The organism is Polaribacter sp. HaHaR_3_91 (genome assembly GCF_019278525.1).
In the GTDB taxonomy this organism is placed as follows: Bacteria; Bacteroidota; Bacteroidia; order Flavobacteriales; family Flavobacteriaceae; genus Polaribacter.
In genome coordinates this window covers 1505843-1519166 of record NZ_CP058986.1, presented here as the reverse complement: position 1 = coordinate 1519166, position 13324 = coordinate 1505843, and the positions used below count along the sequence as shown (strand labels likewise).

Sequence of the window (13324 nt, the reverse complement as noted above, 5' to 3'; positions counted from 1 at the left end):
CGAGTGAATTTTGAAGAATGAAAAATTTGCATCGAGAACAAACTAAAAAAAGCGAGTGCGGAAAGCAGGAAATAGCTTCAAATAAAAACACTTTATATACTGTCAATCTAGAGTACATTTAGATTGACAATATGTTTACTCAAATTTGTCCATAACAGCATCACTTACCCCCATGTTAGAAAATCCACCATCGTGAAATAAATTTTGCAACGTTACTTTCTTTGTTAAATCTGAAAATAGCGAAATGGTATAATCTGCACAATCGGCTGCAGAAGCATTTCCTAACGGACTCATTTTTTCTGAAAAATTGATAAATCCGTCGAAACCTTTTACGCCATTTCCGGCAGTTGTTGGTGTTGGAGATTGAGAAATGGTGTTTACTCGAACTTTAAAATCACGACCGAAATAGTAGCCAAAACTACGTGCAATAGACTCTAAATAAGCTTTATTATCTGCCATATCATTATAATCTGGAAAGACTCTTTGCGCTGCCATATAGGTTAAGGCAACGATAGAACCCCATTCTTTCATGGCTTTTTTATGATACAAAACATTTAAAACTTTGTGAAACGAAACCGCAGAAACATCCCACCCTTTTTGAGTGAAATCGTAATTTGGATCTGTGTACGCTTTCTTTTTTCTAACATTTACAGACATACCAATAGAGTGCAAAACAAAGTCTATTTTACCGCCTAGAATCTCCATAGATTTTTCTATCAAGTTTTCTAAATCTTCAATTGAAGTTGCATCTGCAGGAATAATTTGAGAATTTGTGTTCTTTGCTAAAACATCTAATTCACCCATTCTAATAGAAGCAGGTGCGTTCGTTAACACAAATTCTGCTCCTTCTTCATGTGCTCTTTGTGCTGTTTTCCAAGCGATAGAATTTTCGTTTAAAGCACCAAAAATGATTCCTTTTTTTCCTTTTAGTAAATTGTACATGCTATTATATTTTTGTTTTATGAAATTTCTGAATGGTTAAAAAACTCATTCTAAAATGACACTCTAACTTTTAAGTTTTAAATAAACTAATTCAATAATTCTTTTGCGTGGGTAAGAGCCGAGTCGGAAATATCTTTACCACTTAGCATTTCTGCAATTTCTTTAACTCTTTCATCAGTAGATAAAAGTTTTAAATTAGTTGTGGTTACTCCTTTTACTTCCTGTTTATACACTTTGTAATGATTCGCTCCTTTTGCAGCAATTTGTGGTAAATGCGTAATGGCAATTACTTGCATATTAGCACTCATTTTTTGCATAATTGCGGCTATTTTATTTGAAACTTCACCAGAAACTCCAGTATCAATTTCATCAAAAATTATGGTTGGTAATTGTGTGTTTTCTGATAAAATTGTTTTTACAGACAACATAATTCTAGATAATTCTCCACCAGAAGCTACTTTTTTTAATTCACCAAAACTACCTCCTTTGTTTGCTGAAAAAAGAAATTCTAATTCATCTTTTCCGTTTGCAAAATAATTTTTAGTTTGCTTTATTTTAATTGAAAAACGAGCGTTTTCCATACCTAAATCGGTTAATAAAGCTTGTAATTCTTTATTTAATTTAGGAATTGACTTTGTTCTTGCATTCGAAATTAAATCGGCTACTTTATCTAGTTTTATCGAAATTTCATCGATCTCCTTTTGCTTCTCAATAATTACTTCGTCTGCAGATTCTACTTGCGCCACTTTTTCTGAAAGTTCTTCGAAAACTTTAAGTAACTCCACATTATTACTTACTGTATGTTTCTTCTGTAAATTATATAGTAATTGTAATCTGTCATTAATTTCTTCGGCTTCATTCGGATTAAAATCTACATTTTCATTCGCATCTTCTAACTCAGAAACAATATCATCGATTTCAATCTTTACAGAAGTAACTCTTTCTGATAATACTTGATATTCTTTAGAGAATATTGCTATTTTAGACAACCGATTCTCTAAAGTATTTAGCAAATTCTGAATTCCAATTTCTTCATTCACCGTAATTTCTAACGATTCCGATAAATTACCTTTAATATCTTCAATATTATTCAGCTTTTCTAAACGTTCCTCTAAATCATCTTGTTCTTCTGCCTTAATTTTAGCTTCTTCTAATTCTTTAAAAAGATGTAGGTTATATTCGTATTGCTGATTCGCTTCTTTCTGTTCTTCTTTTAATTTAGAAAATTCTCTTTTTAATTTACTTAACTGAGAAAAACCGCGTTTGTAAGAGGCTATTTTTGCTGTATTCTGAGCTAAGGCATCTAAAATTGAAAACTGAAAAAGGTTATCAGACAATTCTATAGTTTGATGCTGAGAATGCACATCGATCAATTTTGTTCTTAACTTATTCAAAACAGACAACGTCACTGGTGTATCATTTACAAAAGCTCTCGACTTACCAGATGGTAAAATCTCTCTTCTAATAATAGTTTCTGCTTCGTAATCTAAGTCTACTTCGTTAAAAAAATCTTCTAAATTGTAATTCGCAATAGCAACCTTAGCTTCTACAACACATTTTGTGCTTGTATCTTTTAATGATGATAAATCTGCGCGGTTACCTAAAACTAAACCTAATGCACCTAAAAGTATGGATTTACCGGCTCCTGTTTCACCTGTAATAATAGATAAACCTGAAGAAAAATCAATAGATAAGTGATTGATTAATGCGTAGTTATTAATGGAAAGTTGTGTTAACAAATGCTCGAAATTTTAGAAGCTAAAATTAAGGAAAATTGTATCAAGAATAAACAATAATTATAAGGAATGTTTTACTTAATATTTTTCCACTTAGCATTGTTATTCGGAGATATTTTTTTCACTATTTCAACAAGTCTATTTTTATTTCTAGAAGTAGCATCATCTGTATACATATTTACAATTTCATCTGATTTTGCATCAAAAAATACACGAATTAAATAATTACCAACTGTTTTATTATAGATACTTTCTAAAGAGATTACCGCCTCTTCCATATTTTGTTTGGCAATACCTTTGTTTAAAGAAAACTCATCTAATCCTCTTCTATGATACGTATAAGTAGCTGTTCTGTATGCAGAAAGTTTTGGAGATAAAAAACTATCAATCAATAAAAACCTATTTTGTTTTCCTACTACATTTTGCCAAGAAGCAATTCCACTTTGCTGCGCTTGTAACATTACATTCTCTGCAACTCTAAAAGACGATTCTCCACCATTTCTTTTAAAAGTATCTGAATCTGCTCCTAAAACAATGTTTGCATAAAAAACAATGGTAGAAATTAAATTACTATCATAAGAGTTTTTATTGTAAACTAATGGGTCGAACTCATTGTATTTAAAATTGAAATCGTTGTCCTTTAAATTTAATACAGGTGAAGCGTAGGTAGATCCAAAAACGGGTCTTGTAGACTGAACTTGTATCGTTGCATTAAAATTATTTTCATCTCTAGAAGTAATTATTATTGTAAAAGCACAATCTATTCTCTCTTCTGGTTTTACCTCGTTATTTGTCCATTTAGTTTGATTTACAAACTCTGACAAAGATTTTTCTAGTGTTTTAAAAACCTGCGTATTTGAACCTTGAACCTGGTTGTAGTTTACAGTAACCAAGCAATTTAATTCTTGTGCTTTTAACACAGAAACTGAAAATATTAACAGAAAAAAAAATATAAGTTTACGCATTTATTTTGTTTTTTACTGTCTGGTCGAGCGCAGTCGGGACCTAAACCAAAACCTCTCGACTGCGCTCGAGGAGACAAAAAATATTAAGAAATATTTTTTACAATTTCATTCATAATATCTTTAGCTACTTCTACTTTAGATTTTAATTCGAATGATTTTTCAGTCAAATCTTTATCAATAATAGTAATTTTATTTGTGTCTGTAGCAAAACCGGCACCTTTATCTTGCAAAGAATTTAAAACGATAGCATCTAAATTCTTACGTTTTAGTTTCCCTTTTGCATTTTCTAGCTCATTATTGGTTTCTAATGCAAAACCAACTAAATATTGATTTTCTTTAATTTCACCTAAAGAAGCTAAAATATCTTTTGTTGGTTCTAACTCAATCTCTAACGCAGAAGTTGTCTTTTTTATTTTTTGAGTTGCTACATTTTTTGGCCTATAATCTGCAACTGCAGCAGAAAGAATAGCAACATCTACTTCTTTAAAATATTTGTGAGCTGCGTTGTACATTTCATCAGCAGAAATAACATTTACTCTATGTACTAGAGAATGTTGTATTTTTTGATGACTTGGACCAGAAACTAAAAAAACCTCAGCACCTAAATTAGCTGCCGCCTCTGCAATTGCAAACCCCATTTTACCAGAAGAGTGATTGCCTATAAAACGAACAGGATCTATAGCTTCATACGTTGGACCTGCAGTAAGTAATACTTTTTTACCTTTTAAAGGTAATTTAGATAAAATATCTTTTTCTATAAATGATACAATATCTTCAGGCTCAGCCATTCTTCCTTCACCAACTAAACCACTTGCCAACTCACCAGAGGTTGCAGGGATAATTGTATTTCCAAAAGATTTTAATTTTTGTAAACTTTCTTTGGTTGATGGATGGATGTACATATCTAAATCCATTGCAGGTGCAAAGTAGATTGGACATTTTGCAGATAAATAGACAGCCAATAATAAATTATCGCAAGTGCCATTTGTCATTTTAGACATGGTATTTGCTGTTGCCGGAGCAACTAACATATAATCTGCCCAAAGACCTAAATCTACATGATTATTCCAAAGCTCATTTTCTTCATCCTCCTTATTATAAAAAGTAGAATAAACAGGGTTCTTAGAAAGTGTGGAAAGTGTAAGAGGTGTTATAAAATCTTTAGACGCAGGAGTCATAATAACTTTGACCTCTGCGCCTAATTTTATAAATAAACGGACTAAACCAGCCGTTTTGTATGCAGCAATTCCAGCAGTAATTCCTAATAAAATTTTTTTACCACTTAAAACAGACATTATTCTGCTTCTGGAGTTCTAAAATAAACTTTACCGTTTAACCATTCTTCCATAGCCATAGCTGTTGGTTTTGGTAATCTTTCGTAAAATTTAGAAACTTCTATTTGCTCTTTATTTTCAAAAACTTCTTCTAAACTATCGTTATAAGTAGCAAACTCTTCTAATTTATCAACCAATTCTTTCTTTAAATCACCGTTGATTTGATTTGCTCTTTTGGCAATAATAGAAATAGCTTCATAAATATTTTCTGTAGGAGCTTCTACTTCATTCTTATTATAAGTAATAGTACTTAAAGGTGCCTTTGTATCTTTATAATCCATAATTAATTATTATTTCTTTTTTGAATTTTGAACTTCAACCTGTTTTGCTATCAATGCATCAATTCTTACTTGTTCTTTTTGTAAGGTCGCTAACATTATATTTGAATCTTCCATAAACTGAGATTCTGGGTAATTTCTTTTTAACTTATCGTATGCATCTATTGCATCTTTTATACGTTCTAGTTTTCTCCTGTCATAACTTTTTAACACAAAGTCATGTGCAGCTTTTAACCTGTAATATAATGCCTCTTCTTTAAACTCAGAACCTAAATAATCTGCTAATAAATTATCAAAAGCCTGTATTGCCGCTTTATAATTTCTTAAATCGTATTCAGCTGTTCTATAATACGTTTTAGCAATTTCGAAATATTTTTTCTGAAGCTTATACCTTAATTCTTTATAATGTTGGTTCGCTTCTTCTATTTTATCTGAATCTGGATACGTATTTATAAAACTTTGAAAAGCATCCAATGCTTTATTTGTATCCGTTGGGTCTAAACTAAAACTAGGAGAAGCCAATTTATAGCTATAAGCTGATAAAAAAGCTGCTTCCTCAAGCTTAGAACTTTTCGGATAATTCTTTGCAAAACGATCAAAATAATAACCAGACATACTATAATTCTTCTCGTTAAAATTAGATTGTGCTACCATAAATTGGATACGCTCCATTTGTGGTTTCCCTCTATAAGTTGGTGTTATTTTCTCAAACAAACGCAAAGCTTTACTAAACTTATTGCTTTCGTACAATTTTACAGCCATTTTATACTGCTCTTCCGTAGTACCTTTGTTTAAAACTTTTTGATATTCTCCACATGAAAATAATACAAGTGAGAACATCAATAAACACGCTAAATTTTTAATTTTTTGCATCGTGCAAAATTAGTGATTAAATATGGATAATAAAAGAATTTATTTTTTCTGAAATAATTCTTCCCTTTTAGCTCCCAAAACAACTTTAGGATAACTGTTTCAATGAAATTTCTAAATACACAGTATCAAGAATAACATATGAAACTAAAACGCTTTTTTTGACAATAAATTATGTCATATAATAACGACACAAAAGACGCAAAAAAAGCGATTAGTTGTTACTAAAAGTTTGTTAATATTATTGTTGCACAGGTGGTACTGCAGTAATTAATTGTTTAATATCATTATCAAACAGATAAAAACCACCTTTATCATCACCAATTAACTTTATTTTATCTAAGATATTTCTAGCCAATGCTTCTTCTTCTATTTGTTCAGAAACATACCATTGTAAGAAATTATGAGTAGCATAATCTTTTTCTTGTAGGCAAATATCTACTAAATCATTTATACATGCAGAAACATGAACTTCATGATTAAATAATTCTTGAAACATTTCTTTAAATTCACCAAATTCCACCGGAGGTGCATCTAATGCTGATACTATTGCATGCCCACCACGTTCATTTATAAATTTCACCAACTTTAACATGTGCATTCTTTCTTCGTCTGAATGTGCGTACATAAACTGTGCAACGCCTTCAAAACCTAAAACTTCTGCCCAAGAAGCCATTGACAAATATATTTGAGAAGACTGTGCTTCTACTCTAATTTGTTCGTTTAATGCTTTTTCAATAACTGGTGATAACATATTTTCTATTTAAAGTTCGCTACAAATTTAGCAATTTTAGATTGAAGTTCTGCACTTGCTTGCACTAAAGGCAAACGAACATCGTTTTTACAAAGACCTAACTCCTGTAAAACTGTTTTTATACCTGCAGGATTATTCTCTTCAAAAATATAATCTACAACATCCATCATTTTATAATGAATAGCATATCCTTCTTTATTATTACCTTGTAAACCATGATTTATCATTGTAGAAAATTCTTTAGGAAAGGCTTGTCCAATTACAGAAATCACACCAGAACCACCTGCCAAGGCAACTCCTAAAGCCATATCATCATCTCCAGAAATGATTAAAAAATCTGCTGGTTTATCTTTTAACAACGTATAATACTGTTGTTGGTTATTTCCTGCTTCTTTAATACCCACTATATTTTCAAATTCATTAGCCAAGCGTATTGTAGTTGCAGGCTCCATATTTTTTGCAGTTCTACCAGGAACATTATACAAAATAATTGGTAAATCTGTAGCTTGAGCAATTGCTTTAAAGTGCTGATAAAAACCCTCTTGTGTTGGCTTACTATAATAAGGCGCAACAGATAGTATACCGTCTAAACCTGTAAAATCTCTTGTTTGTAATTCTTCTATAACTAAAGCGGTATTATTACCTCCAACCCCTAAAACTAAAGGCAAACGCTTATTGTTTGTCTTAATAATAACGTTAATTATTTCTTGTTTTTCTTCTTTAGTAATAGTTGCACTTTCTGCTGTTGTACCATTAATTACTAAATAATCTGTTCCGTTCTCGATGTTAAAATTCACCAATTTTACAAGTGCATCAAAATCTACACTTAAATCTTCTTTAAAAGGTGTTATCAACGCAACTCCAGTTCCAATAAATCTCTGCATTATTATGTATTTTATAAGGCGTAAAATTACAATTTAATGCTGAACTTCATCACTAAAAAAACAATTCTTACCAAGAATAAACAACTTTATTATTAAAGTTTAATTTTTTAGTTTTTTAAGAATTTGAAGGTATTTCTTTAGTTCTGATGAAAATGCTTCTACATGCGCTGTATCCTCGGAAACTTCTAATTCGTACAATTTAGAATTTACTCCAGAAAAACCAGCTTTAAAGGTAGCATTAGATTGTAAAACAGCTGTTTCTAAATACAAATTAGCCTCACTAAAATAACCTATTAACAAATCGAAGGGTTCTTCTAAAAAACTTTTAAAACTAGGTTCAATATACACCCCTTTCCAATTAATATCTTTTTGTGTAAAGTATTTAAAGGAAGTGTCTTTTGTAGCATCACTTTTCTTAAAACTATATATTTTAACATTTTTAAGACCTAGAACAGTTTCTATTTTTGCTTGCAAATCTACCTCTAAAGAAATACTTGCCGTAGTTAAAATACCCACAGATTTAATTTCCTTTTGAGAAACAATTCTACTTTCCGATACTTGCTTGATGTTTTTATCAAACTTTTTTTTGATTCTGGTTTCTTTTAACTTTAAAAAATTCATTACTTAAAATACGTTAACTTGATAAAAACAGAAATTATTAATCAGTAATTTCTAATAAAATAAATTGATTTAATTGTTTTCCATAGACTTGAAAATTATCATCAGCAACTAGAAGCAAAGATTGGTTTCCATTGGCTAATTTTGGCCCCAATGTAATACCTTCTATGTTATCTATAATTCCTTCTGTTAATTGACCTTTAACCTCTTCAAAATTTAATAATAAACGCTTTTCAAGCGGAATAAAATCAGACTCTTTTAAAGCATCTATATTTAAAACATTAGTAGTTTTTTTATCGATAACTGCATCAAAAATTCTGACAATATTCCCATAAGAACCATAACCGCTTTGATACGTCCTTTCAATAATAAAAAAGTGATTTTCTTTATACTCTAAGATCGATGTTAATCCGTTTAAATTAATATTCCCTTTGGATGGTTTTGAAATATGTTCTAATTGATACGCAAACTGCTTTGTTACTTTTTTAGATGTTTTATCAAAATACGTGATTCTAATTGGTGATGATGCTTTTGTAAAAGAAGGATCTTCCCCATCCGTTTTTAAAGGACCTTCCATTGCTACCCAAAAACCTTTTCCATCAATACTTTTAGAAGAACCTTCAAAAACAGCATTGTGTTTTATATTTTTAATATCACTTAAGTTTTTAGGAAGCTCATAAGCTTCTATAAAATTTCCGTTTAAACCTGTTTTAAAAACAGTAGGACTTTTACCTTTATTAATAGATCCTTCACCAACAAAATAAACCTCTTCGGTTTCTGCTTCTACAAAAATGGATTCTAAATCTAAAGCGTTTTCTTTATAATAAGAAGTTGTCGTATCATTTAATAAAACAACCTTTTTAAAATCTACAGCCTTAATTTTATTTTGTTCGATGTTTATTGCTGCTTTTAAAAAACGAGGGTTTTTCGCATCATCCACCACAAAATAATAAGCATCGTTTGCATAATCTATACCAGACAATCCTCCAATAATTGAGTTTTGAAATGCTATGGAATCTGCTAAAACAAATTCATCAAGAAAATTTAATTCTATTGCTTTTTCTTGTTTACAAGAACAAAAAACAAGACAACCTAAAATACCTAAAACAATACTTTTCATAATTTTTATTTTGAAAAAAAGATCTTTCAAATTAAAAAAATGAAAGATCAATTATCATAAAACACTACAACTTTCTTCTATTATCTTCAGACTTCGTGTCTATTAATTTATTGTAAGGATCTACTCCTACTTCAACCGGTTTTTCATCAACAATAATTGTAATTTTATTATTGATCTCTGTAATCTTATGCTTCTTTAAATACAGCTCTTTTTCTTTCTTTTCCCCATCAACTTCTTCCTGCGCAAAAATACCAATATCAATATAATCTGCCAATGGAACTGATAAAATAGGTTTTTTCATTTCATCCGTTTGATACGTTAAAGTATCTCCCACTTTTTCACCATAATACCGTTTTCCCTTTTCATCATTTCTATATTTAGAAACTTCAAATTCTATTTCTACTTCGTATTTCCCGTTGTCTAATTCTGTAGATTTTACTTCTAAAATTTGGTTTCTGTACAACGTAATGGTTTCAAACATATCTTTAATTACATATTGTAAGGAATCTGGTGTTACTTCTCTAATATAATTCACCATTTCTACGGAAGTTGTATATGGAGCTTCTTGAAACTTTACTTTTTCTACATACTTTTTTAAAGCGCCATTTAATCTCTCTTCACCAATATAATCACTTAAAGCATAAAAAACTAAAGACCCTTTCTGATAACGGATATACCCTTGTCCGTCGTTATACATCAATGCATTTTCACGCTTTCTTTCCATGGTTCTTTGCATTAAATAATCATCTAAAGCTTTCTTTAAAAAGGTACGCATCTTCGGTTTTCCATTTTGATGCTCTAATACTTTTAAAGAAACATATTCCGACAAACTTTCTGACAACATGGTAGCACCCAAAACGTCTGCACCAATAACTTGATGTGCCCACCATTGATGTGCAACCTCGTGTACAGTAACTGCAAAAGGATAATCTACTCCATCATCATTTGTATCATCTACAGCAGCAATAAAACCAAAGCCTTCAGAAAACGGAATTGTATTTGCAAAAGATTGCGCAAAAGTACCTTGTGTTCTCGGAAACTCTACAATTCTTAACTGTTTATGTTGATAAGGGCTAAAGTTTTTCTCGTTATACGTAACAGATGCTTTCATCCCTTTTAGCATTCTATCTAAATTATAATTGTGTGGTTTGTGATAGTAAATTTCTAAACTAATACCATTCCACATTTCTTTTTTAACTTGATATCTTGCGGAATTAAACGCATAGAAATTCAACATTTTACTATCCATTTTATAATGGAAATATTTACGTCCAGCTTCTGTCCATTCTTTCTGTAAATAACCCGGTGCAATTGCAATTTGGTCTTCGGATGTAGAAACGGTTGCTTCAAAATCTATCCAATCAGAATCTTTAGAAATATATGTATTTCCTAAAGCGGTAGAATCTGTAGGTTCAGATTGTAAATTATTTGGAGGTAAACTGTACTTTTCTCTAATTTTATTGTCAGTCAATTCTCCTGCAGAAGAATATCCTAAACTAGGAAACATAGAGAAATTATTTAAAAATGTTCCGTTTGCTAAAACAGGTGATTTTCTTTGAAACATGGTATTTTCTTTACTTTTTACATGCATTGTAAGTTGTAAAGAATCGCCAGGTAGTATTTTTTTATCGAACTTATAAATATCAAAATTAAAAACCGTGTCCTCTAAGACCAAATTATTTGGTTTATTAAATTCGAAGGTGTTTTCTAATGAGTTATGATTTAAGAAAATACTATCAATTGCTTTATCCGTTTTATTTATCATTGTAAAAACAGCACTTGCTTTGTACGTTCTTTTCTTCGGATAAATAGCTACATCTGCATTTACAGCTACAATTCTTGGTTGCTTATAATCTTCGTATTTTTTATAACTTTTTTCCCATTTAACGGCATTTAATTCAGCTTGTTTAGAAGCTGAGTTTTCTTCTTCTGATTTTGTTTCTTGATAGATCGTAAACCCTAAAGTTAAAAAAGCAACCAAAACAACCGCTAAACCAATTTTTTGAGGTGTTTTAAATCTTGAGACAGCAATATCCATTCTTTCAGAAAAAGAATTTGGTAATCCTCTAACCCAAAATAAAACACTTACAAGAAGTAATACTGTTCCTCCTAAAATCCAATAGATTTTATACCATAAATAACGAGACAACGCAGAGCCATACCCATTCATATCCGAATAACTAAAACCTGGGCCTTCGTTATATTTAAAAATGGCTAACTCAATTCCTATTAAGTCTAAAAACGGAATCCCCATAGCAACGATTAACAAAACTAATAAACCTAAATATTGATTTTTAAACAACGTTTGTACAAATATTGCTAAGAAAGCCCAAATTGCATAGTTTAAAAATTTTAACCCAAACAACTCTTTTATATAATGACCAATTTCGAAATTATAATATCCTTGATACGCTTGAAAAAACATACCAGAAACCATAATTACTGCCAGTAAAACCAATTGCATTTTTAAAATAGCAATCAATTTAGAGAATAATAATGTCCAGTTTGGTATTGGTGTACTATCAACTAAATGACTAATTTTTGCAGTTCTTGCTCTTTGCACTAACATACCAGCGTATAAAAAAGTACAAATATTAATAACAAACAAACTAAAAATATTTCCACCACCTAACATTTGCCAAGTTACTGGTAATGTATCTGTTCCAAAAATTTCACTAGAAATAAATAAAGTTCCAAACAACATTAAAAGTCCAACGATAAGAATGCAGATAAAAGGTAAACTTTTAAAAATGTATTTAAAATCGATGTTAGACAAGTGCCACATAACTTTTAAATTCTGAATAAAAGAATAATCGTGAGACACTTTTGGTAACGTTATTCTTGTAACTCCGCTAAAATTAGATTTTGTAATTCTTTCTGCTTTTACTTTTCTAAAAGAAAGTGTAATTGCATTTTGTGTAAATTTAAAATATTTATAAACCAACCCAAAAATTAAAGAGGAAACTACCAACCACAATAAACGGTTATAAATTACCAATTCACCTATTGGAATTTGCATTTCATTTTGTTCAGAAACGGTCCAATATTTTGTATAATAAGAAGACGCGGAAGAACCATAAGGATCTAAAATAGCTAACAAAGTTGCTTGTTCTGGTTCTGATAAAATACTAGAAATAGCTCCCTGAACAAACATTAAAATAATTACCGTAATAAAACCAGCTGCAACACTTCTAGAAAATGTAACAATAGCAAAAACAACAGCTCCAAAAAACAATACATTTGGTAAAATATAAACCAAATACGTTGTTAAATAAGTCATAACATTAAAATCGCCAACAATATCTGAATTGGTTCCTGGAAAACGAAACCCAATAACCATTCCTAAAGCAACAACCAAAACAATAGCAGAAACCACTACAATTCCGCTAAAGAACTTTGCAAATAAATAATTGGCTTTTGTAAACGGATACGAAAATAAAATGGAGTGCATTTCACTTTTAAAATCTCTGTAAATAGAAACTCCAATAATTGATGGAAATAAAAAGAAGATTAAAATAGTAAATGCATTAAAGATACCTGTAACACCAATTGGCGAATTTACAATTCTGGAAGAACCAGTGGTACCAGAAACGCCATCCCAAATACCCGCAGATGTTGCAGATAAGAAGAAAGAGATTAATAAAAATATTGAAATATAAATATAAAAAACAGGTTTGTTAAACCAGTATTTTAATTCGTGTTTAAAAATAGTTGAAAACATAATTACAAAGTTATGAGTGATGAGTTTTGAGTGGTGAGTTAGATTCTCTTTATAAAATTTTTTGGCTAGAGCATGTTAGTACTCTTAACTTTTAACTAATAA

At 30.3% G+C, this 13324-nt stretch carries 11 protein-coding genes; all 11 read right to left on the bottom strand.

Annotation, left to right across the window (positions count from 1 at the left end; translation table 11 throughout):
- Positions 1 to 135: 135 nt before the first annotated feature.
- The gene (locus tag H0I27_RS06260) at positions 136 to 942 is read right to left on the bottom strand and encodes an enoyl-ACP reductase (RefSeq protein ID WP_218732989.1); all 807 of its coding nucleotides are present in this window, start codon (positions 940 to 942) and stop codon (positions 136 to 138) included.
- 86 nt (positions 943 to 1028) lie between these two features.
- Positions 1029 to 2681, bottom strand: coding sequence for a DNA repair protein RecN (recN, locus tag H0I27_RS06255; protein WP_218732988.1), 1653 nt, complete (start codon positions 2679 to 2681; stop codon positions 1029 to 1031).
- Positions 2682 to 2752: 71 nt separating this feature from the next.
- The gene (locus H0I27_RS06250) at positions 2753 to 3643 is read right to left on the bottom strand and encodes a DUF4835 family protein (protein WP_218732987.1); all 891 of its coding nucleotides are present in this window, start codon (positions 3641 to 3643) and stop codon (positions 2753 to 2755) included.
- Positions 3644 to 3726: 83 nt separating this feature from the next.
- A complete protein-coding gene (coaBC, locus tag H0I27_RS06245) occupies positions 3727 to 4938 on the bottom strand; it encodes a bifunctional phosphopantothenoylcysteine decarboxylase/phosphopantothenate--cysteine ligase CoaBC (protein WP_218732986.1) in 1212 nt (403 codons plus the stop codon).
- Positions 4938 to 5258 carry a DNA-directed RNA polymerase subunit omega gene (locus H0I27_RS06240; protein ID WP_218732985.1) on the bottom strand — a complete coding sequence of 107 codons (321 nt, stop codon included), beginning with the start codon at positions 5256 to 5258 and terminating at the stop codon, positions 4938 to 4940. The genes coaBC and H0I27_RS06240 overlap by 1 nt, the downstream gene beginning before the upstream one ends.
- 9 nt (positions 5259 to 5267) lie before the next feature.
- Positions 5268 to 6128 (bottom strand): outer membrane protein assembly factor BamD, encoded by an 861-nt coding sequence (locus H0I27_RS06235; protein WP_218732984.1) that lies wholly within the window; start codon positions 6126 to 6128, stop codon positions 5268 to 5270.
- Between the two features lie 238 nt (positions 6129 to 6366).
- Positions 6367 to 6879 (bottom strand): ferritin, encoded by a 513-nt coding sequence (locus tag H0I27_RS06230; protein ID WP_165730085.1) that lies wholly within the window; start codon positions 6877 to 6879, stop codon positions 6367 to 6369.
- Between the two features lie 5 nt (positions 6880 to 6884).
- Entirely contained in the window at positions 6885 to 7763 is an 879-nt protein-coding gene (dapA, locus tag H0I27_RS06225) for a 4-hydroxy-tetrahydrodipicolinate synthase (RefSeq protein WP_218732983.1), read from the bottom strand.
- A 99-nt stretch (positions 7764 to 7862) separates the two neighbouring features.
- A complete protein-coding gene (locus H0I27_RS06220; protein ID WP_218732982.1) occupies positions 7863 to 8384 on the bottom strand; it encodes a hypothetical protein in 522 nt (173 codons plus the stop codon).
- Between the two features lie 37 nt (positions 8385 to 8421).
- The gene (locus H0I27_RS06215; protein ID WP_218732981.1) at positions 8422 to 9501 is read right to left on the bottom strand and encodes an esterase-like activity of phytase family protein; all 1080 of its coding nucleotides are present in this window, start codon (positions 9499 to 9501) and stop codon (positions 8422 to 8424) included.
- Positions 9502 to 9565: 64 nt separating this feature from the next.
- Positions 9566 to 13222 (bottom strand): M1 family aminopeptidase, encoded by a 3657-nt coding sequence (locus tag H0I27_RS06210; protein ID WP_218732980.1) that lies wholly within the window; start codon positions 13220 to 13222, stop codon positions 9566 to 9568.
- Between the last annotated feature and the right edge of the window lie 102 nt (positions 13223 to 13324).

Excerpts from the sequence above, each read along its gene's own strand:
- H0I27_RS06260 (WP_218732989.1), bottom strand. The coding sequence starts at position 942 with ATGTACAATTTACTAAAAGGAAAAAAAGGAATCATTTTTGGTGCTTTA.
- H0I27_RS06250 (WP_218732987.1), bottom strand. The coding sequence starts at position 3,643 with ATGCGTAAACTTATATTTTTTTTTCTGTTAATATTTTCAGTTTCTGTG.
- coaBC (WP_218732986.1), bottom strand. The coding sequence starts at position 4,938 with ATGTCTGTTTTAAGTGGTAAAAAAATTTTATTAGGAATTACTGCTGGA.
- H0I27_RS06240 (WP_218732985.1), bottom strand. The coding sequence starts at position 5,258 with ATGGATTATAAAGATACAAAGGCACCTTTAAGTACTATTACTTATAAT.
- H0I27_RS06235 (WP_218732984.1), bottom strand. The coding sequence starts at position 6,128 with ATGCAAAAAATTAAAAATTTAGCGTGTTTATTGATGTTCTCACTTGTA.
- H0I27_RS06230 (WP_165730085.1), bottom strand. The coding sequence starts at position 6,879 with ATGTTATCACCAGTTATTGAAAAAGCATTAAACGAACAAATTAGAGTA.
- dapA (WP_218732983.1), bottom strand. The coding sequence starts at position 7,763 with ATGCAGAGATTTATTGGAACTGGAGTTGCGTTGATAACACCTTTTAAA.
- H0I27_RS06220 (WP_218732982.1), bottom strand. The coding sequence starts at position 8,384 with ATGAATTTTTTAAAGTTAAAAGAAACCAGAATCAAAAAAAAGTTTGAT.
- H0I27_RS06215 (WP_218732981.1), bottom strand. The coding sequence starts at position 9,501 with ATGAAAAGTATTGTTTTAGGTATTTTAGGTTGTCTTGTTTTTTGTTCT.
- H0I27_RS06210 (WP_218732980.1), bottom strand. The coding sequence starts at position 13,222 with ATGTTTTCAACTATTTTTAAACACGAATTAAAATACTGGTTTAACAAA.